This window comes from Kibdelosporangium philippinense, assembly GCF_021390435.2.
Classification (GTDB): domain Bacteria; phylum Actinomycetota; class Actinomycetes; order Mycobacteriales; family Pseudonocardiaceae; genus Kibdelosporangium; species Kibdelosporangium philippinense.
In genome coordinates, this window is record NZ_JAJVCN010000005.1 from 166933 (window position 1) to 187701 (window position 20769).

General features: G+C 69.0%; 18 protein-coding genes and 1 pseudogene. 8 read left to right on the plus strand and 11 right to left on the minus strand.

Annotated elements, in window-relative coordinates; translation table 11 throughout:
• Positions 1-140: 140 nt before the first annotated feature.
• The 5 genes and pseudogenes from LWC34_RS59380 to LWC34_RS53980 form a co-directional block, all read right to left on the minus strand.
• Positions 141-806: pseudogene (locus tag LWC34_RS59380) on the minus strand (deazapurine DNA modification protein DpdA family protein); the annotation flags it as partial.
• Entirely contained in the window at positions 803-1324 is a 522-nt protein-coding gene (locus LWC34_RS53965; RefSeq protein ID WP_233734429.1) for a VUT family protein, read from the minus strand. The pseudogene LWC34_RS59380 and the gene LWC34_RS53965, both read right to left, overlap by 4 nt.
• Positions 1321-2115: a recombinase family protein gene (locus tag LWC34_RS53970; RefSeq protein ID WP_233734430.1), complete on the minus strand. Its 795-nt coding sequence runs from the start codon at positions 2113-2115 to the stop codon at positions 1321-1323. The genes LWC34_RS53965 and LWC34_RS53970 overlap by 4 nt, the downstream gene beginning before the upstream one ends.
• Positions 2112-3065: a DNA methyltransferase gene (locus LWC34_RS53975; RefSeq protein WP_233734431.1), complete on the minus strand. Its 954-nt coding sequence runs from the start codon at positions 3063-3065 to the stop codon at positions 2112-2114. Before LWC34_RS53975 ends, LWC34_RS53970 begins: the two co-directional genes overlap by 4 nt.
• Positions 3043-4035 carry a hypothetical protein gene (locus tag LWC34_RS53980; protein WP_233734432.1) on the minus strand — a complete coding sequence of 331 codons (993 nt, stop codon included), beginning with the start codon at positions 4033-4035 and terminating at the stop codon, positions 3043-3045. Before LWC34_RS53980 ends, LWC34_RS53975 begins: the two co-directional genes overlap by 23 nt.
• A gap of 545 nt (positions 4036-4580) precedes the next feature.
• Here LWC34_RS53980 and LWC34_RS53985 point away from each other — a divergent pair.
• The 3 genes from LWC34_RS53985 to LWC34_RS53995 all read left to right on the plus strand — a co-directional run bounded on the left by LWC34_RS53985 (position 4581) and on the right by LWC34_RS53995 (position 8164).
• Positions 4581-5558: a serine/threonine-protein kinase gene (locus LWC34_RS53985; protein ID WP_233734433.1), complete on the plus strand. Its 978-nt coding sequence runs from the start codon at positions 4581-4583 to the stop codon at positions 5556-5558.
• Between the two features lie 143 nt (positions 5559-5701).
• The gene (locus tag LWC34_RS53990) at positions 5702-6085 is read left to right on the plus strand and encodes a pilin (RefSeq protein WP_233734434.1); all 384 of its coding nucleotides are present in this window, start codon (positions 5702-5704) and stop codon (positions 6083-6085) included.
• A gap of 3 nt (positions 6086-6088) precedes the next feature.
• On the plus strand, positions 6089-8164 hold the full coding sequence (locus LWC34_RS53995; protein WP_233734436.1) for a TrbL/VirB6 family protein: 2076 nt from the start codon (positions 6089-6091) through the stop codon (positions 8162-8164).
• Positions 8165-8193: 29 nt separating this feature from the next.
• Here the strand turns inward: LWC34_RS53995 and LWC34_RS54000 are convergent, their stop codons facing one another.
• The 6 genes from LWC34_RS54000 to LWC34_RS54025 form a co-directional block, all read right to left on the minus strand.
• On the minus strand, positions 8194-9696 hold the full coding sequence (locus LWC34_RS54000; protein WP_233731407.1) for a recombinase family protein: 1503 nt from the start codon (positions 9694-9696) through the stop codon (positions 8194-8196).
• A gap of 202 nt (positions 9697-9898) precedes the next feature.
• A complete protein-coding gene (locus tag LWC34_RS54005) occupies positions 9899-10891 on the minus strand; it encodes a tyrosine-type recombinase/integrase (RefSeq protein WP_233724684.1) in 993 nt (330 codons plus the stop codon).
• Complete coding sequence (locus LWC34_RS54010; RefSeq protein WP_233724685.1) at positions 10888-11829, minus strand: tyrosine-type recombinase/integrase; 942 nt, start codon at positions 11827-11829, stop codon at positions 10888-10890. Before LWC34_RS54010 ends, LWC34_RS54005 begins: the two co-directional genes overlap by 4 nt.
• Positions 11826-13043 carry a tyrosine-type recombinase/integrase gene (locus tag LWC34_RS54015; protein WP_233724686.1) on the minus strand — a complete coding sequence of 406 codons (1218 nt, stop codon included), beginning with the start codon at positions 13041-13043 and terminating at the stop codon, positions 11826-11828. The genes LWC34_RS54010 and LWC34_RS54015 overlap by 4 nt, the downstream gene beginning before the upstream one ends.
• A gap of 59 nt (positions 13044-13102) precedes the next feature.
• Positions 13103-13648 (minus strand): recombinase family protein, encoded by a 546-nt coding sequence (locus tag LWC34_RS54020; protein ID WP_233735014.1) that lies wholly within the window; start codon positions 13646-13648, stop codon positions 13103-13105.
• A gap of 157 nt (positions 13649-13805) precedes the next feature.
• Positions 13806-14057: a DUF5372 family protein gene (locus tag LWC34_RS54025; RefSeq protein ID WP_308200239.1), complete on the minus strand. Its 252-nt coding sequence runs from the start codon at positions 14055-14057 to the stop codon at positions 13806-13808.
• A 2-nt stretch (positions 14058-14059) separates the two neighbouring features.
• Here LWC34_RS54025 and LWC34_RS54030 point away from each other — a divergent pair, with 2 nt between their 5' ends.
• From LWC34_RS54030 to LWC34_RS54050, 5 genes are all read left to right on the plus strand, one after another.
• Positions 14060-15310, plus strand: a complete 1251-nt coding sequence (locus LWC34_RS54030) for a PrgI family protein (RefSeq protein ID WP_233734438.1) — start codon at positions 14060-14062, stop codon at positions 15308-15310.
• Positions 15307-17217 (plus strand): VirB4 family type IV secretion system protein, encoded by a 1911-nt coding sequence (locus LWC34_RS54035; RefSeq protein WP_233734439.1) that lies wholly within the window; start codon positions 15307-15309, stop codon positions 17215-17217. The genes LWC34_RS54030 and LWC34_RS54035 overlap by 4 nt, the downstream gene beginning before the upstream one ends.
• A gap of 65 nt (positions 17218-17282) precedes the next feature.
• On the plus strand, positions 17283-17552 hold the full coding sequence (locus LWC34_RS54040; RefSeq protein ID WP_233734440.1) for a hypothetical protein: 270 nt from the start codon (positions 17283-17285) through the stop codon (positions 17550-17552).
• A gap of 113 nt (positions 17553-17665) precedes the next feature.
• Complete coding sequence (locus LWC34_RS54045; protein ID WP_233734441.1) at positions 17666-18043, plus strand: GP88 family protein; 378 nt, start codon at positions 17666-17668, stop codon at positions 18041-18043.
• Positions 18044-18097: 54 nt separating this feature from the next.
• Positions 18098-20641, plus strand: coding sequence for a helicase HerA domain-containing protein (locus tag LWC34_RS54050; RefSeq protein WP_233734442.1), 2544 nt, complete (start codon positions 18098-18100; stop codon positions 20639-20641).
• Positions 20642-20769: the final 128 nt, after the last annotated feature.

Consider the following 20769-nt stretch of genomic DNA (forward strand, 5'->3'; position numbering starts at 1 on the left):
GGCGCGGCGACGGTCTTCACGCGACCCTCGCCAACGGACTCGGGTCGGCACCTTCCGCGGACACTCCGGCCGATGCCAGCCGTCGATTGAATCTGTCGATACCAGTTCAGGGCGAAGCGCAGACAGTTCGACTCGGTCCGGTGGCTCGGACCGCATCCGGGGACGTAGCGGCCACGCCTACTCCATGACGCTGAGTCCGAACTGGAGAGTGCTTCGGCGTACTGACTCAAGCCGCCGATCTTGACTCCGAACCCGTGCAGGCGCAGGTTGCGGGACGCGAAGCTCCGCACGATGTGTTCCACATCAGCTCGATGCTGGCGTCGGCACACTGTCCCAATTCCAATGAGTGGCTCGGACGCCAGGCTGATCCCCGCCCGCTCGTAGAGGTCGGCGCAGCGCTCGTAGTCCGCGAGGGTCCAGCCCTGCAAGACCGGCACGAAGGGGAGGTCTGGCGCCAGTTCGCGAAGGCGGACGAAGTTGCGCACGGTGCGCCGTTGGTGCTCGCGGACGGTCAAGCCGGTCCGTTTGAGGATGTGCTGTTCGCACATCCAGTCCTGGGGTGCCGCCCACACGAGGTTCCCGATCTCGGTGGCGTAGCGGCGGACGGCGCGGACGTAGCTGTGCTCGTCGGTGTGCCAGCCCCCGTGGAGCTGCAACTCGGTGAACCCGCCGGAGTCGAGCGCCCATTCGGTGACGGCCCTGGGCAGGATGCGGCGGTGGCCGAGCCGCCGGTGTGACACCAGGAGCGGGATGTCGCGGACGCGGGTCAGCCAGATGGGCTGGTGAGCGCCGAGGAAGAACTTCACGCGGGCACCGCCCTTCGGTGCGCGCGGGTGCCCGTGAGCACGGCGACCGCGAGGACGGTGGTGGCGGTCTTGCCGGCGATGTGGCCGCTCAGGTAGGTCAGCGAGCCGAAGGCGAGCGGCAGGAACAGCAGGCTGTCGACGAGCAGCCCGATCGCGTTCGACAGGCCCACGGCGGCGAGGCGATTCCGCTGTCGTAGTGGGGTGTAGGCGGCGAGGTCAGCCAGTTCGGATACCGCGAAGGCCGCGGCGCTGGCGAGGGCGATGCGCGGTGAGGCGACCAGCCCGGACAACGCCGCGCCGAGGGCGATCGCGAGCAGCGTTGTCCGGGTGCCAACGGCGTCCTGCAGGAGGTCCCGGACGGTGAACGCGAGTCCGGCGAAGAACGCTCCGGCGGGAATCTGCAGGCCCGCGACGGCGACCGACGGACAGAGGGTGGAGGCCCAGTTCGCCCCGGCGATCGTCGCCGCATATCCGGCGAACAGGACCGCTGCGGCGAGGGGCCACCGGCGGGTGTTCATGCCGTCCCCGGCGGGGCATCGGTCGGATCCACGGCGCCGGGCGGGGGTTCGCCGGGGCCGGGTTGGGCGCGGCGGAAGGTGCGCTCGTCGACCAGCGGCTCGTGCACTTTCGGTGCCGAGGTGACCCACTGCTGCACAGGTGCCGGGCGGCCGGCGACGGTGCGGGCCCAGACCTGACGCCCGGTGTACTTGACGTTGGTGAGGATCCGCCGGACGGCCTTGGCGGTCCACCGCCCGGTCGGCGACGGGGCCGGGTACTGGCGCGGGTCGCTGTTGAGCCGTGCGGCGATCGCGGTAAACGTCAGGCCGTGATCGGCGCGCCAACTGAAGATCTGCGTGACGACCGCTGCGGTCTGCCAGTCCGGAACGAGAACCGCGCGCAGCTTGCTGTGCCCGGTGGGGTCGGTGACGCGGACGCGCAGGGCTCGGTAGCCGTAGGGCGGCGGCCCGATCTGGTACCCGGCCCGGACGAGTTCGACCATCACCTGACGGGCGCGGCGAGTGGTTTCGACGTGGTGCGCGGCGAGTGCTGCCCACTGGATGCGGTTGCCGCGAGCGTCGACCAGTTCGTCGTCAGGAGTCTGGCCGTACGCGTCGATTTCGCTGTCGACGGCGGGGGTACCCGATGGGCTTGTCCACAGGGTTGTCCACAGGCGGGACCACCACGGTCGACAGGTCTCGGCCACCGGTGTGCCAGTGCAGTGGTGACGACTGGCGGCGCGGAGCGCGGCGCGCTTGCGCCGGAACTCGGGGTGCCAGCCGCACTCGCGGCAGTACAGGCGGGTGGTCATGCCGCTCGCCTCCAGCCGGGGTAGGTGACGCCGTTGACGGCGGGCCGGATGACGTCGTCCTCGGTCGGCCACGGGACGCCGGCTGCCGTCGCGGCGGCGAGTTCGGCGTCGTGGGCGAGTTGGAAGACGAGCACCTCGTGGTGCGCGGTGAGCGCGGTCGGCGCACCGGCGGCACGGGCTCGGGCGGCGGCGCGACGTTCGGCGAGTGAGGCTCGGGTGACTAGTCGGCTGCCGCGCAGGCCGGCGGTCAGCGCGATGCACCGCTCGACCGGCGCCAGCCCGGCCGCGGTGGCGGCGGCGATGAGCGGGGTGGTCAGGTCAACCAGCGAGCCGTCCGGGTGCCGGAGAGGTCGCGCGATGACGGCGACGTGCCCGCCGGAGCGCAGCAGCGGCTCGCAGTAGAGCAGCGTCGTGGCGAGGTCGACGAGGGCGGACTCGACCGGGTCGCGGTCCGGACCGCTCGCGCGGTCGGCGGTGCGCAGGGTGGTCAGGACGAGTCCGACTCGGCCGATCAGCCCCGCGGCCCGGACGGTCGCGAGGACTTTTGGGCGGGCGTCGAGGACCGAGCCGTCGCGCCAGGCGCCCGCGGTCTTGGCGGCGGTGACGTTGGCGCGAGCGAGGGTCCACCACCGGCTGCGGGCGGTCAGTCCGAGCGCGTGACGGCCGGCGCGCAGCGCCTCAACGAGGGCGGTGCCCGCGCCGCAGTCGGGGTCGAGAACGAGGTCGCCGGGGCGGGTGTAGAGGGCGATCGCGTGGGCGGCGACGGCGGGCGGGATCCGGTCGGTGTCGGTCTCGGTGCCGGGCACACAGCTGGCGTCGCGTAGTTGCGCGAGCGGGTCACGCTGGCCGGTCGGCCAGACCGACAGCGGCGGCATCGGCGGCTCCTCCCCCGGCGGCAGGGGGAGCGGCCAGGGCGACGTGGGACGGTCAGTCATCGGAGGTCTCCTCACCGTCGGCGGCGTCGGTCAAGGCCGGCTGGCGGGTGAACACCAAGAGGTCGTCATGCACCTGGGTGTGCCGAGCGGGGGTCGCGAGCGGTCGTGTTGGACCCTGCGGTCGGGGGTGTGGGGCCGGGGTCGCGACTGCGAGCGCGCCGTCGCGGACGGGGACGCGCAGCAGTGCGATGCGATCGAGGTAGCGCAGTCCGGTGCGGTGCGCGGCGCGCACTAGCGAGCCGGTGGGGTCGGTGAGCCGATCACGGGAACGGTCACCGTGAGTGATAACGGCGAGGGTGCCGGTCGGGGTCAGCAGGCCGGCCCAGTCGGCGGGTCGGAACCAGTCGAGGGTGCGCGGGTCGGCCGCGGTGATGATGAGGTCGTAGCGGTCCGGACCGGCGGCGGTCGTGGTCGAGTCCGGTCCGGGATGGTGGTGTGTCGACGGTCCTGCGGGCTGGTCGGTGGTCGGACCGTCGATGCTCGGTCGGGGTCCGGACTCGGACTCGACCGACGCGTCAGCGGCGGGTTCGTCGACCGGGTCGGGGTGTGCGAAGGCGGTCTGGGTTTGGACGCCGCGGCCGAGTCGGACCACCGTCCAGCCCGCTTCGTGCAGTCCGGCGTACGGGCCGGGCCGGGCCTGGTTGCGGCTCCCGGTTGGCGACCACGATGCGGGTGGTGCGAGGTAGGGCGCGGGGTCGAGCAGGAGCACCCGTTGGCCGGGCTGGGTGTAGGTGGTGACGATCTTGATGACCGCGGTCAGCAGCCAGTTGGCGAGCAGTCCGGTTCCCTCGCGGAGGTCGTTCTGAGCGCACGGCCAGACGGTGCTCGGCCGAGCGGGACGCGGATGGCGCAGCGTGAGGCGCAGGGCGCGCAGACGCGCTGCTCGCCGCCTCTGCGGGAGCGGGATCGGGACGGTCGAGGGGTCGGTCGGGCCGTGTTCCTGGGAGCTGTCTCCTGGTGAGCCGTTGCCGTGTGTTGGAGTCATCGCGGGTCTCCTCCGACGGGTGGGTGCTGTGCGTTCTGACACCCCTGAACTCCGTTTTTCGGCCCGCTTTTGGACACGCTTTCGAAAATTCGTTGACCCAACCTTGCCCGGCTACCGACACGCGCTCATGGAATTCCCCTGAGTGCGTGTTCCAAGAGGGCGAGAAACTGGGTCTTATGCAGGCGCTAAGAGCCTCTCCGTGCCGGTTTCGGACCGGTCTCCGGCAGATTTTTCAAGATTTTCCCGCGGCCTACTATTGATCTTGAAGCCGCACCCCGGATGAGGACCTGGAGGGCTACTACGTCACTACTAGATCACTACTAGAACAGCAGGTCAACCGCTACTAATTCCGATCAATGCACCCTGCCTCAAGAGGTCAGAAGTGGATCTTGGCAAGGCTGGTCCATGAGGGGACGTAGTAGTGACGTAGTAGCCCGGTGAAGATCATTCTAGTAGTGATCTAGTAATGACGTAGTATTTCCGTAGTAGCCGCCGTGGCTTCCTGGCGTCGTTGTTGTTCGCATCGACGCCGTGGGAGTCACGACATGGCTGCACAATCTGTTTTTCGCCGCAGTGATGACGACGCTGTCCCAAACTCGATGGATATCGCGCGGGACACTTTTACCTGGCTGGTGACCGGGCCGGATCCGCTGTCACTAAACGGCAGGCTGTTTCCCGGTTTGCCCAACCGGTACATCCCGCTGGACGAGGTTCGCGACCGGCTGCTGGCGCGCCGGTGCCCGCAGGCGACGCGGGATGCGGTGTGGGCGCATCTGGTGCTGCGCTCCCGTACAGAAGGAGCGACCTGGACGGTCGCCGCGGTCGGGGTTGCGCTGCCCGCGCTGACCTCCGTCGCGGCCACCTTGACCAACCGGTTTGCCGGCGATCCAGCCGACGTTCACGCCGAAGTGCTGCGCGGCTTCCTGACCGCGTTGTCGACCATCGACCTGCGTCCGCCGCGGATCATGCTCCGGCTGCGATGGGACGCGTACCGGTCCGGCCATCAGGCTCTGGATGAAGCACTCGCGGGTCCGACTCCGGTCGCGCCGGGCTTCCGATCCACCCCGCCGCACCCGCCCTGGGGGCATCCGGATCTGGTCCTCGCCCGCGCTGTGGCGGACGGAGTCCTGACCCCGACCGAGGCCGCGCTGATCGGCGCGACCCGGTTGGAAGAGGTGCCCGTCGCCGACTGGGCGGCCTGGCATCAGACCGGCGAGTGGGCGGTCTACAAGGCGCGCAAACGCGCCGAGCTCCGGCTGGCCGCCTACCTGCGTGACGGCGCCGTCGCCGACGACCCGACCGATCCGCTGACCGACCAGGTCGCCACCTCTCTGGCCTTGACGCAGCCGACCGCACCAGTCCGGGACACCACTCACTCGTCACTGTCCGTGTCGGCCGTCGAGGTCGATTCGGCGCAAAAAGTTGCGCGTCGCGTGTCCAAAACGGACCCGAAATCCGGAGTTCAGGGCTGCGGGGGACACCCGCGTTCCGCCCGACCTCTGGAGGTGCCCCAATGCGCCTGATTGATCGTTTCCCGACCGCCGCGGTTCGGCCCCGCCGCACCCGCTCCGACGGTCGCCCGCAATCCCCAGCACAGTCCTCAGCCCGCTCGGCGACGCCATGCGTACCGCCGAACTCCACCCACCACGAACCGTCCACTGCTCCGATGACTGCGTCTGGCCGCGAGTCCGGGGCGAGGCGTGCGCGCCGCTCTCGGCGCGTGCTGTTGGTCGTCGAGATCGCGGCTCTGGCACTCGTGCTGACCGCGTCGACAACGACGGCCACAGCCCACGCCGATGTCGTGGTGCTCGCGCTCGCGGACTCGGTCACCACCGTGCTGAACAACGTCCGTAACTGGATCATGGGCATCCTCGCGGGACTCGCGACGGTGTTCCTGTCCATCGGCGGGGTCCGCTACGTGATGGGCGGCGGCGACCCCGGCGAGGTCGAGAAAGCCAAGACCGCGTTCAAAAGCGCGGGGTGGGGCTACGGCCTCGCGGCCCTGGCGCCGCTGGTCGTGGAGATCCTCAAAGGGATCGTGGGGGCCTGACCGATGGCCGCCGCCAGCGCCCCGCCCACGGTGCGCCCGTACCGCCCAGCCGGCGGCCCGGCCGAGACCGCTGCCCCCGGACTGGCTCACGGGGACCGGGTGATGCTCTCCCCGGTCACCGGAGCCGGCGCCGACCGGGCCGCGCGGCGGCAGGGACCACGGCACCGGCGCCTGGGCTGGATGCTGGCGCTGAGCCTGATCGTGCTCTTCCTCGCGGCGCTCGCGGTCAGCGCGGCGGCGCAGCCGACCACGCCGAAACCCGACCCGTGTTCCGGACCGGAGCCGCGTCCGATCCCCTGCGCACCGGCCCCCACCCCGCCGACGACGCCGCTGCCGGAGTCCTGCAAGCGCAACCCGCTGCCGTACTGCTTCCCGTCGACCACACCGGGCCAGCCAACCGCTACCAGTTCGCCGACCACGACGAGCACGTGCTCGAACATCCCGCCCGGTCAACCGCGTCCGCCGGACTGCATCCCGCAACCGACCACGCCCCCACCCAGCACAGGGCAACGGCCCCCTGGCACGGGCAACAACGGCGACCCGGACTGCGGGATCACCAACATCGGCGGCTGCATCGCCAAAGCCATCAACTCGGTGTTCCGGGACCTGGTCAACGCCGCCCTGTCGCCGATCCTCGACCTGCTCGGCCACACCGCCCTGTCCACACCGACCATCGATTCCCTGCCGGGCATCGGCGAGCTGTGGAACAACTCGTGGGAGCTCGTGGTCGCCGCCTACGGCCTGTTCGTCCTCGTCGGCGGCATCGTGGTGATGAGCCACGAGAGCATCCAGGCCCGGTATTCCATCAAGGAGATCGGCCCGCGGATCCCGGTCGCGTTCCTGGCCTCGGCTCTGTCGCTGTTCTTCGCCGACAAGTTCATCCAACTGGCCAACGCACTGACGTTGGGGGTGCTCGGCGGCGGGGTGAACCCGCCCTCGTTGGGCAACACGCTCAAGGACGCCGTGCAGGGCATCCAGTCCGGCGGGCTGTTCATCATCCTGGTCGGCCTGGTGCTCGTCGTGGTCGGTTTGGGCCTGCTGATCGTCTACGTGGTCCGGATCGTCATCACCCTGATCCTGATCATCTCCGGGCCGCTGTTCCTGATGTGTCACGCCCTGCCGCACACCGAGCCGCTGGCCCGCTGGTGGTGGAAGGCCATCACCGCGGTACTGGCCATCCAGGTCGCCCAGGCGCTGGTGCTGATCACTGCGGTGCGCACCTTCCTGTCCGGCGGTGTGCACCTGTTCGGCTCGACCCTGTCCGCGCTGGGCACCCTGGTCGCCGCGATCGCGTTGTTCTTCATCCTGTTCAAGATCCCGTTCTGGCTCCTGTCGGCAGTCAAGGTCAGCTCCGGCCGCTCGTTCCTCGGTGGTTTGGCTCGCGCCTACATCGCGGCGAAGACCTTCGGCATGGTCGCCGGCAAGGCCGGCGCGTTCGGCAAGGCCGGCGCAGCCAGTGCGGCCCGCGGCGGCGGGAAGAGCACCGGTCGCGGCGGTGGCGGTAGCGCCGGTGCGGCGGATCCGCCGTGGCCAGCCCAGCCGAGGCTGGCGCCCACCCCCGAGATGGTCAACAAGCGGCTCAAGGCGGCCCATGACGCCGAGCGCACTCGCGCGGCCCGTCAGTCCCGCGTGCCCTCCCAGGCGCCGCAGTTCCTGCAGCCCACCCCACAGCAGACCACCCACGACCCCGCCGTCACCCCGGCAAACCAGGGACCGACCATGCCTCCTGAGTTCAGCTCCGCACCCACTCCCGCCGCGCCCACGTCACGGCGAGGGCCGCAGCCCGGATCGGCACCCCAGTTCCAAGCGGCCGGAGGGCCGCGTCGACGCGGCGCCGCTCCGCCGCCAGCCCGCCCGATCCGCGTGGCGTCGGTGCCCCCGCACCTGCGGTTCCAGGCGGCTACTCCACAACCGCCGCAGCCGCCGTCGCCACCCAAGCCGGCGTCCGCTCCTGCCGCACCGGTGTTCCGGCAAGCGCAGCCCGAGCCACGTATCGGCGATGCCTACCGGCGCACGCAGTCCGTTCCGCCGCCGGTGTTCCGCGCACCGAAACCCGCCCCAGGAGGTGAAGGGAAATGAGTCAGCCAGTAAGGATTCCGACGGTCGTTTCATACTGCACCTCCTGCGATTGTTGGGGTTGTTCGCTTGCCGCGCGATGTGGGTTTGGCGGCTTGCTGTCGGTAGATGGCTTGGGTTTCCTCGTTCCAGGGGATGCACCATCGTCGGCTGGTCTCGACGCGCCGGACGGGCACGAGGTCGTGGCGGATCCAGTAGTAGATCGCTTTGGTCGACACGCCCAGCAGCTTGGCTGCTTGGGTGACGCTGACCTCGCCGTCCTGGACGGCTGCGGTGCGCGGGGCGGGGATGCCGTAGGTGTCCCGGATCCTCGCAACGGCCGCGGTGTCGAACGGACGCCCCTTGCCGGTGGTCAGCCCGGCGGCGTTGAGCTGCTCGGCGAGTTGGGCGCTGGTCTTGGCCGCACCATAGCGGCTGATGATCTCCACTGCGGTGGTGGGGGTGCGGCCGGGGCCCTTGCGGTTGACCGTGATCTCGTCGGTAGCGCCGGTGTGCCACCGCACCCCGATCCGCACCTGCCCACGCTGCTCGATCGGCAGCAGGGTGATGTCGGCGATGAGTGTGCGCAGCAGTCGCTTGCGATCCCGCGGGCTCGTGTCGGGGTCGTCCCACAACCGCGGCAGGTCCGCCGCCAGCGCCTCCAGCGTCGAGCGGGGCGGCAGCGGCGGCTTGGCCGCCCGTGCGGTCTCCAACGCCGTCTCCGCCTCGGCCAGCGCGGCGAGTTTGGCCTCCCAGCGGGACTCCAGACTCCGTGCCACCAAACGGTTCTCCGGTTCCACCTGACTGAACGCGCGCTCAGCGCGGTCGGCCTCGTAGCGGGCGCGCTCGACCGCGAGTTCGGCGGCCCGATGGCTGCGGACGTGTCGTTCGGTGACTTCGTCGGCCACCGCCAACGCCGCGGTGATCTGCTCGGGCGTGACCGCCTCAAGCAGCAACCGGCCGACCACGTCGTCCACGGTGGCCACCGCGACCGAACGGCAGCCCGTGGTGCTCGCCTGGTCGCTGGCGCTGGTGCATACGTAAAACACGTAGTGGCGGTTGCCGTACCGGGTGCCCATCCGCGCACCACACGCGCCGCAGTAGATGATGCCCTGGCACAACGCGCTGCCCTCGCGTGGCGGGCGAGCACCGCGGGCGGTGTGGTTCGCGGCGAGTTTGGCCTCGTTGTCCAGGAACTGCTGCCAGCTGATGTAGCCCTCGTGATGGTCGTGGATGAGCACCGTCCACTCGTCGCGGGCGCGTTTGCGCCGCGCGGAGCGCACTGTGCCGTCCGGTTGCACCCGGCGCTTGTCGTAGCTGCGCCCGTAGGTGTAGGCACCGGCGTAGGCGGGGTTCTTCAGCGCCTGCAACACCCGATAGTGGCCCAGTTTTCCCCACTTCAGCCGCCCGGCCCATGCCCCGCCGTAGGCACGTTGCGGGAACAGACGGTCGGTGTCGGCGAACGCCTTGACCACGCCGTAGGCCGAGCCGGTGCGGGCGAACTCGGCGAACAGGTCCTCCACCGCGGTGCGGACCTGCTCATCCGGGTCGATCACCACCTGTCCGTCGAGGTCGTAGACGAACCCGACCGCGAGCTGGGCACGCAGCTCACCTCGATGTGCGGCAGCCAGTTTCGCGCCGTGCAGGCGGCCAGCCAGCAGGTGGAGCTCGGCCTCCTATGCGAACCCGTCCGTTATGCCGACCTGGCGGGGGAAGTTGTTTGCTCCCAGCAAAATCTGGCTACCAAGTTCGTTATAGTCACAGACCGTTGAGGAACGCGAGGATGGTGTCGGGGGGTTGGTAGCGGCCTGGTGGTGCGTCGCGGGGTGCGGTTCGGGCCAACGCCCGCTCCTTGAGTGCAAGATCGGCATGGATGTAAACCTGCGTGGTGGCCGTGTTTTCGTGTCCCATCCACAACGCGATGACGGAGATGTCAACACCGGCGTGGAGCAGCCGCATCGCGGCGGAGTGCCGCAGGACGTGAGGTGAGATCTTCTTCTCACCCAAGGTGGGACAGGATCGCGCTGCAGTGGCTGCATGTATGGAAACCCGGCGCTGCAAGGCATCCCGGCTCATGGGGCCGCCGCGGCGGGTCGGAAACAACGGGTCGGCAGGCAAACCAGCGCGTTCGGCAAGCCAGGCACGAAGCACCATGACGGCGCCAGCGGTGAGTGGGGTAATCCGCTGTTTTCTGCCCTTGCCCAGACAACTGACGTGCGCGCCGGTGCCCAGGTGGAGATCACTGATCCTCAGGCGGGTGAGTTCGGTGGCGCGCAGCCCGGTCTGGCAGGCCAGCATGAGCAGGGCGTGGTCGCGGCGTCCGGTCCAGTTGCTCGGGTCCGGGGCGGCCAGCAGCGCGGTGATCTCGTCCTCGGTGAGGTAGGTGATCAGGGTGCGGTCGAACCGTTTGGGTGGGATTGCCAGGACCCGCTGGATGACCGCGGCCTGGTCGGGATGGTGCAGCGCTGCGTAGCGGAACAGCGAGTGGATGGCTGCCAGTCGGGCGTTGCGGGTGCGGACGCTGTTGCCGCGGTCGGTTTCCAGATGGGTCAGGAACGCGCCGATCAGCGGAGCGTCCAGATCGGTGATGTCCATAGTGGAGGGTTGTTTGCCGGTCTGTTTCTCGGTGAAGATCAGCAATAGCTTGGCGGTGTCGCGGTAGGCGGCGATCGTGTGGCCGCTGGCCTGGCGTTGCCGGGCCAGTCGGTCGGTGAAGAATGCTTGCAGGGTCGGGGCCAGAGTGCCGCTCATGCGCCACCTGCCAGGTGTTCGGCCAGGCGCTGCCCGGCCAGGGCCATCAGTTCCGGTGCGGCAGAGAGGTACCAAAATGTGTGTTTCGGGTCGGTGTGGCCCAGGTAGGTCGACAGCCTGGGCATCATGGCCGGGATGTCGGCGCCCTGGCGGTACCAGTCCAGCACGGTCGCGACCGCAAAACTGTGCCGGAGGTCGTGGATTCGTGGCCGGCAGGACGCTGAGCGGCGTGTGATCCCGCACCCCTCGGCCAGGCGGGCGAAGACAAGGCTGATGTTGCTGTGTAGCAACCGTGTCCCCCTGCTGGAGAGCAACAGTGCTGGGCTGGCCGGTCGTGGCAGCCGTTCCTGCCGACACTGTCGATAGCGGGTCAGGGCTCGCATCGCGCTGGGGTGCAAGGGAACCAGGCGGTGTTTGCCGAACTTGGTGTCACGCACCATCAGCAATTCGTGCTCGACGTCGAGATCCTCGTCATCAAGGGCGATCGCTTCACTGATCCGCAGGCCGCTGATCGCCAGCAGGCTGATCAGGCTTTGGTAGGTGGCGGCCCGAAGGCGCGGACGCAGCATGGCCGCGGCCTGGATGAGTGACCGGATCTCAGCCTCGGAATACAAGTACGGAGTAGCCCGGCAGGGCCCCACGGCGTGGATCACCCCGGCCGGCGGAACCTCCACACAGGGGTCAAGGCTGTGCAGGTAGGCGGCGAAGCCGCGCACCACGCTGACGCGGATCGCCAGCCAATGCAGGGATGTCCCAGCGGGTAGCGTCGCCCAGGCCAACGCGTTCTCGGTGGTGATGGTGTCGATGCCGTCGTGTTCGAGGTAGTCGACGAACTGACCCAGCAAGCGGCCGGCGTTGGCCAAGCGGAAACCCACAGCGCGACGCAAATCCAAGTAGTCCGCGAGCGCGCGGCGCAGCGGGGGACGTGACTGTGTCATGCCGCCTCACCTGGCCAAGGCCGGGCCAGTGCCCGTAGCGCCTCGGTATCAACCTTCGCGTAAATCGCGGTGGTCAGCGGGCGAACATGTCGTAGAGCTTGGCCGATGTCGCTCAGCGAGCCACCTCCACGCAGCATGGCGGTGGCCGCCGAGTGCCGCAGCCGATGAGCGTGCACCACGCCAATACCAGCCCGTCGGCCCGCGGAGGCCACCGCAGTCGTGACAGCGCCGGTGCTCAACGCCCGATACGGAGCCTGCGCACGAACGAACACCGTCCGGCCCTGGGCAGCGGCAGGGCGTCCGTTGCGCAGATAGGCGACGATCTTCTCCCCGACATCAGCCGGCAGCGGCATCCGATCACGCCGATTACCCTTGCCCCACACCGTGATCTCACCGAGTCGCCAGTCGATGTCGTCTAATCCCAACGCGGCGACTTCACCAGCGCGCAGCCCGAGCCGAAACAGCAACGTGAGGATCGCCAGATCCCGCCGCCCTGTCGAGGTCTGCTGATCACACGAGGCCAGCAACGCGACCACCTGGTCGGCTTCCAGCGCTTGAGGCAGACCTCTCAGCGTCCAGCCCGCTACCGAAGGCACGGCTGTGGCCAGCGGCTGGTCGATGACACCTTCCAGATACAGAAACGTAAGCAGGGACCGGAGAGCCGTCACGATCCGCTGAGCAGACCGAGGCCGCTTCCGACACTGCACCACCACGAACGCGGCCACCTCACCCGCGGTCAAGCGCTCCAGATCAACGTCATCTTCGGTCTTGTTCGCCCTCTCTAGCAGGAACGGTTGTACCAGGCGCACATTCAGCGCGACCGTCGTTTGGGCCAGTCCTCGCTCAGTGGTGAGGTAGTCGCGATAGCGGACCAGTAACTGCTCCACCGGGGTTGTCGCGGCCGCAGGGACCCACGCTGAAACCACCCCCAGATGCTGCAGGTAGCCCACCAGCGGCCGCAGCGCTCGTGCGGTGCGCTCGTTGACGTAGCCGGCCGCGCGGCGGTAAACGAAGTAGGTATCCACCGTCGCGGGGGTCAACTCCGACGTCTCCAGACCCTCCCGAGCCAGCCATCGGCTCAGGTGCGCCATCAACCGCACATGCGCCGCCGCGGTCAGCGGCGTGTAACCCAATCGCTCCAGCTCAGCCCGGTAACCATCAGCATAAGGAGCTAACGGTAGGCACACCCGAGCCCAACACGGAACTGTCGTCATGACCTTCTCCTCTCCATCAAGGTGTTGAGCGAAAAGGAGACGCTGATCAAGGACGCTGATTACGCCGAACTTGGTAGCCAGATTTTGCTGGGAGCAAACAACTTCCCCCGCCAGGTCGGCATAACGGACGGGTTCGCATAGGAGGCCTTATGTGGACGTCCACATAAGGCCTCCGACATCGATCCCTTGAGCCCCAACAACAAGCGGTCGTTGACGTCGCCCAGGTCGTAGACTCCGTCGCCGTCGATGAGCAACGTGTCGGTCAGGCGCGCGAGTTCGAGCAGCCTCGCGAACTCGGCCGACGAACGCGCCAGCCGGGACACCTCCAGCCCGAAGATGGCGCCGACCTCGCCCAGGCACACCCGCGAGATCAGCTCGCGGAACCCGTCGCGTTCCGACCCGAACCGGCCCGACACGCCGAGATCGGCGTCGACGACCATGACCTGTTCGGCCGTCCAGCCCAGCTCCACCGCCACGCCCGACAGGCCGTACTGGCGGGCGGTCGACTCGGCGTGCTCGCGGACCTGCATCACCGTCGACTGCCGCACGTACACCACCGCCGACCGTGCCCGGTGTTCCGTGGTGATCTTCGACGCGCCGTTCATCGCCACCACCGAGACTGTTGCGGCTTTCCTTGCGCAGCAACGATTCGACCATGTTCGCGACGGCCATCACCGCCTCGCAGCCCTGGGCCGCGGTCACCACGCCTCACTCCCGGCTCGGCTGAACCGTCGCTGTCGATATCGAGCACCATCAAGATCATCATTCACCCACCCGGTGGTCGCTCGAACAGTGGGCGGTCATCGCGTCGATCACCGCACGCAACGCGGTCAGCCCTTCGGCTGCGAGCCGCTGATCGGCCGCCGGCACGCCGCGATCGGTCCATTCCTGCCGCAGCGTCGCCCGCTGCTTGCCGTCGACCTCGCACACGAACCACAGCCCTTGCCGCGTGCGCCGCTCGAACAACACCGGCAACTCTCGGCCACACAACGGATGAAACGGATGGGTGACCACCAATGAGCTACCACGAGACCCGGACGAGCGGGTCCTATGCAGTGCGTATCCCCGCCGACGTCGATCGCGAGGACCGGGTGATCGGCCCGCTGACCGGTCGTCAGCTGCTCATCCTCGCCGTGACCGGGATCGTGCTGTACGGAACGTACACGATCACCAGCGAACTCGTGCCCTTGGCCGCGTTCCTCATCGTCGCCATCCCGATCGGGGTGACCGCCGCGTTCCTCGCGCTCGGCCAGCGCGACGGCATCACCCTGGACCGGCTGGTGCTCGCGGCGCTGCGGCAGCGGCTGAGCCCGCAGCACCGAGTGGCCGCGCCGGAAGGCATCCGTCCCGCCCCCGAGTGGCTGAACAACCAAGCCACGAGCGCCAGCGGCAAGGGCGGTGTCAAGGGCAAGAACAGCGCGGGCACCACGGCGTCGGCGGTGTCGCCGGCCGCGCTGCGGCTGCCCGCCGAGGCGGTCACCGACACCGGCGTCATCGACCTCGGCCGCGACGGCGTCGCCGTGGTCGCGGTCTGCTCCACGATCAACTTCGGGCTGCGCACCCCGGCCGAACAAGAGTCCCTCGTCGCCTCCTTCGGGAGGTATCTGCACTCGCTGACCGCGCCGGTGCAGGTGCTCGTGCGCGCCGAGCGGCTGGACCTGTCCGGGCAGATCGCCGAGCTTCGCGAGCAGGCCGGCGGTCTGCCGCACCCGGCGCTGGAACAGGCAGCGCGCGAGCACGCGGAGTACCTCGACCAGCTCGGCCGCGCCACCGACCTGCTGCGCCGCCAGGTCCTGCTGATCCTGCGCGAGCCGCTGCTCACCAACGGCCCAACCGACGGGCTCGGCGGGGCGTCGCCGTTGGCCGCACTGTCCGCGAAACGCAAGGCCGCCAAGCAGGCCGGCATGGTCGACGACGCCACCCGCCGGGCCGCCGAAGCCCGGCTCGTGCGCCGGCTCGGCGAGGCGGTCGAGCTGCTCTCCCCCTCCGGGATCACGGTCACCCCGCTCGACGCCGGCCAGGCCACCGCAGTGCTCGCCGCAGCGTGCAACCCGGACTCGCTGATCCCGCCGGGCGCGGGGCTGGCCGGGTCGGACGAGGTCATCACCACGGCGCCGGACGAGGGCTGGGACGACACCGCGTTCGGCCGCTCCGTGTTTGCCGCCGCCGCCATCCCGGAGGACGAGGACGCCTGGGACGACGACTTCGACGACACCGCCGAGGACCCCGACGACTACGACAACTCCGCGAGGAGGTACCGCCGATGAGAACCAAGGCCAAGCGCCGCGGCCGGAAGACCCCGGCCGCGCAGCCGCCGCTCGGGCGGGCCGGCGCGTTCACCCCGGACGCCATCTCCGTGCGTCCCCGCGCGCTGGAAGTCGGCGGCGAATGGGTCGCCTCCTTCGCCGTCGTCGGCTACCCCCGCGAGGTGCACCCCGGCTGGTTGCAGCCCCTGCTGACCTACCCCGGACGGGTCGACGTCAGCCTGCACATCGAGCCGATCGACCCGGTCACCGCGGCCAACCGACTCAAGAAACAGCTGTCAAAACTGGAGTCCGGCCGTCGGCACACGAGCGAGAAGGGCCGGCTGATTGACCCGCAGGTTGAGGCGGCCACCGAGGACGCCTACGACCTGTCCGCGCGGGTCGCCCGCGGCGAGGGCAAGTTGTACCGGATGGGCCTGTACCTAACGGTCCACGCTCCCACCGAGGAGGCCCTCGGTGACGAGGTCGCCGCGATCCGGTCACTGGCGGCGTCGCTGCTACTGGACTGCAAACCCACCACCTATCGCAGCCTGCAGGGCTGGATCACCAGCCTGCCGATGGGCCTGGACCTGGTCGGCATGCGCCGCACCTTCGACACCTCGGCGTTGAGCGCCGCATTCCCGTTCACCTCGCCGGACCTGCCCCCACCCGATCCGACATCGGTCGGCGTGCCAACCGGCGTGCTCTACGGGTTCAACGTCGGCAGCCAGGGTTTGGTCCACCATGACCGGTTCGCCCTGGACAACCACAACAGCGTGATCTTGGGCCGCTCTGGAGCGGGCAAGAGCTATCTGGTCAAGCTGGAACTCTTGCGCAGCCTGTATCGCGGGATCGAGATCCACGTCATCGACCCCGAGGACGAGTACGCCCGCCTGGCCGCCGCGGTCGGCGGGACATATGTCCACCTCGGGGCCGAGCAGGTCCGGCTCAACCCCATGGACTTGCCGATCCACACCCGCCCGGACGGGCGCCGCACCGCGCCCCGCGACGCGCTGATCCGCCGGTCGCTGTTCCTGCACACCGTGATCTCGGTGCTGCTGGGCAGCGAGCTCGAAGCGACCGAACGGGCGGCGCTGGACCGGGCGATCACCGCGACCTATCAGCGCGTGGGGATCACCTCGGATCCGCGGACCTGGACCCGCCCGGCGCCGCTGTTGGCCGACCTCGCCGAGGTCCTCGCCGACGCCGGTGACACCGCCGGAGTGGAACTGGCTGCCCGGCTGCATCCGTACGTGACTGGCGCGTTCTCTGGGCTGTTCTCCGGCCCCACGTCAACGCGTCCCGAAGGCCACTTGGTGGTGTTCTCGCTGCGGGATCTCGCCGACGAACTCAAGCCCATCGGCACCCTGCTGACCCTGGACGCGGTCTGGCGGCAGGTCTCCAACCCGGCCATCCGCAAACCCCGGCTGGTCGTCGTCGACGAAGCCTGGCTGCTCATGAAGGAGCCCGCCGGGGCCGAGTTCCTGTTCCGCATGGCCAAAGCCTCACGGAAGCAATGGGCCGGGCTCACCGTGGCTACCCAAGACACCGCCGACGTGCTGGGTTCGGATCTGGGTAAAGCAGTGGTCGCGAATGCCGCGACCCAGATCCTGCTGCGGCAAGCCTCGCAGGCGATCGACGAAATCACCCGAACCTTCGATCTCTCCATGGGCGAGCGACAGTTCCTGCTTTCCGCGGATAAGGGACAGGGCCTCTTGTCGACCGGGACGCAGCGGGTGGCCTTCCAGTCCATCGCATCCCCGGTCGAGCACCACCTGGTCACGTCCAACCCCGCAGAACTCGCCGAGTATTCCGACACCTCGTCAGGAATTGAGAACTCCTTCGTCGAACTCGGCGCGGACGACGATCCCGGAATCGCGGACTCGTTCGACGATGACGGCGCTTCGCAGATCGAACTCGACGCCGCATAGAACGACACCAAGTGATAACCCGCAACAAGGCAACCGTATCAATTCGCCTATTCAAGGAGTTAATCATGCGATCTCAACGAATATACGGCAATTCATCATCCGGTCGACGCGCACTGGCGCTCCTGCTTCGCCTGGGAATGTTCATCATCCTGATCGCGGTTGTCGCACACTGGCCGTTCCAGTCCCTTGTGGTCTATTTCGGCATTGTCGTCCTGGTGTCGATTGGTGCCGTCGTCGAGATCTGGGAACACCGTCGAGCTACCAGGGGCCTCAAGTTCGTGATCACGTTGCCACCCGACGAATATGTCGATCACGACGTGACGGGATCGCGCTGACAACGCGCGTCCACTTCGCACGAAATCGGAATCTCGAACACTTCGACAGCGACAAGGCTTCGCGGACTCGCCTTAGGTCTATCCATCGACGAAATTCACTAAAGGGGATAGTTATGTTGGCAATTCAGCCTGATTTCGGAATCGTCCGGCGTCCTGCCCGGCTGCTCACTCAGAACAGCGAGATGAAGCAGATCGGTGTGTGGAACTGGTCGCTGCCTGCGTGGGCCGGCCGACTGGCCGATGGCCGCACCAACAACACATGTCCGTCGGCCGGGATCTGCGCGCTGGTCGGGGTGCCGGCCAACCGCATCCCCGCGTACTTGAAGCGGCTGGCCGGTCGTCGGTTTTCGGAGTGGCAGGCCGAAGTCGACGCCGAACGCGCCAACCGGCGGCATCTGCGCCTGGTCGTCGACAACACGCCCCCCTCGGCCCAGCAGCCCGCCGCGACCAACCGCGCCCCGAGCCAGGTCGATCAGCCGCGAGCGGCCTGACCCAACTCCGCACAGCCCATGCCCTCTGTCGCCGTCTCCGTGGGGAGGTTCCCAATGTCCTTGTCGATCACCGCCGTACCCGTTGCTTCCGTCGCCGCCCATCCGCACGCCGAACCGGCAGTGGGCGTGCTCGCCTCACCGGTGGGCGACTACTTGCGTGACCCGCTCGGCGCGTTCCAGAACGTGCTGGCCCACCTGCGCGACCTCGCGCTGACGTGGGGCCCGATCGTCGGGCCGGTGCTCGCAGTCGTCGTCACCGCGACCGTCATCGCGCGGCGGCGGTGGCGCCGCCGCTACCACGAGCGCCTGGCCACGGATGCTCGGCTGGTCACCGTGCTGGCACCGCCCACGGTCGACCCAACGGGCGCGGTCACCGTGTGGTCCAACCTGGTCGGACTCTTGCGGCCAGGGTGGCTGCGGCGGTTCGGCGGGCAGCCGCACCTGGCCTTCGAGCTGACGTTCACCGACGACGGCGTGCAGATCCGCCTGTGGGTGCCCGGCCTCGTTCCGCCCGGCATGGTGGAGCGCGCGATCGAGGCCGCCTGGCCCGGCGCGCACACCCGCACCACCCCCGCCAAGCCCCCGATCCCGATCACCGCCCCAGCGGGCCGACGGATCGAGGCGGTCGGCGGCGAGCTGCGGCTGGCGCGCTCGGAGGCGCTGCCGATCCGCACCGAGCACCCGGCCGACCCGATCCGGGCGATGCTCGGCGCACCGGTCGGGCTCGGCCCGCACGAGCGGGCCTGCGTGCAGATCCTTGCCCGCCCGGTCGCCGGCCACCGTGTCACCAAGGCCCGCCGCGCGGCCCGGCGCGTGCACGCGGGCGGCTCGGTCAACCTGGTCGGCCGGCTGCTCGACGCCATCACGCCCGGCAAGACCCCGAAGCCATCCAGCCACGGACGAACGCCGCAGGTGGATCGGCAGACCAGCCTGGAGTACGCCGCCCAGGACCGCGCCGTGGTCGAGAAGCTGCGGTCGAACCAGTTCGAAACCCGCATCCGCTACGCCGTGGCCACCACCGTCCCCGACGACGCGACATCCGGGGAAGTCCACGCGGTGCGGGAGGTGCTGCGGGGCCGCGGGCACGCGATCGCCAGCGCGTTCGCGGCCTACTCCGAGCACAACTACTACCGCCGGGTCCGGCTCCGCGGGCCGGTCACCGTGCTGGCCGATCGCCGGCTCGGCAAGGGCGACCTGCTCTCGATCCCGGAATTGGCGGCAGTAGCGCATCTGCCGATCGACGAGTCCACCCCTGGCCTGCAACGGGCCGGCGCCAAGGCCGTGCCGCCCCCACCGGGCATCTCCACGACCGGCGAGCAGATCAAACCGCTCGGGCTGTCGGACTCCGGGCACTCCCGCCCGGTCGGGTTGCACGTCGCCGACGCCCGCCACCACCTGCACATCCTCGGCGCCACCGGGTCCGGCAAGTCTGAGCTGATGGCGCGGATGATCCTGGCCGACGCCGAGGCCGGGCGTGGCGTGGTCGTGGTCGACCCGAAAGGCGACCTCGTCTCGGACATCCTCATGCGCCTACCCGAGGAACTCGGCGAGAAGGTGGTGCTGTTCGACGCCGACTCCCGAGCCCGCCCACCGGTGCTCAACCCACTGGAAGGAACCGACAAGGCGCGTGCGGTCGACAACCTGGTGTCGATCTTCTCCCGGATCTACGCGTCCTCGTGGGGGCCGCGTACCGACGACATCCTGCGCGCAGGGTTGCTGACCCTGACCGCGATGCCCGGCACGCCGACCCTGGTCGACCTGCCGAAGCTGCTCACGGTGCCGGCGTTCCGGCAGCGGGCGTGCGACCAGATCGACGACGAGGTGCTCAAGGGCTTCTGGTCCTGGTACGACGACCTGTCCGACGCCAGCCGGGCGCAGGTTATCGCGCCGCTGATGAACAAGGTCCGCGGTTTCCTGCTGCGCCCGTTCGTCCGCGCCGCGATCGCGGGCGGCACCTCCACTGTGGATATGGACGAGGTGCTTAACACCGGCGGCATCTGCCTGGTGCGCATCGCCCGTGACGCGCTGGGCATGGAAACCGCCCGGCTGGTCGGCTCCATCGTGGTCGCTCGCACCTGGCAAGCCGCCACCCGCCGAGCCCGCATCCCCCAGCGTCAGCGCCGCGACTGCGGCCTGTATGTGGACGAGTGCCACAACTTCCTGAATCTCGCCTACCCGCTGGAAGACATGTTGGCGGAGGCGAGGGGCTATCGGCTGTCGATGGCGTTGGCGCACCAGTATCTCGGCCAACTGCCCAAGGAGCTCGAAGAGGGCATCAGCACCAACGCCCGGTCAAAGATCTTCTTCAACGCCAGCCCGGAGGACGCGAAACGGCTCGCGCGGCACACCATGCCGCGGCTGTCTGATCACGACCTGTCCAACCTCGGCGTCTACCACGTCGCAGCCCGGCTCGTCCTGGGCGGCGAGGAGGCGCCGCCGTTCACCGCGGTCACCGAGAAGCTCCCGCCCGCGATTCCCGGACGTGCCAAGGCAATCCGCAAAGCCGCCAGGATCAACACCCGTCCGCCCGTCGCTGACGCCGACAACGCATCGGGCCAAGCCGGGCAGCCCACTGTGGACCCACGCCGAGCGGCCTAGCTCACCACTTTCGTTGCCCCACAACGCATGCGGGGCTCACGCACGCCGCCACACGGCGTCGCAGGCCCCGCATGCGCCTTGTTTCACCACACCACTGCTGGCTACCGGCGACCTGGGAGGTGCCTCAT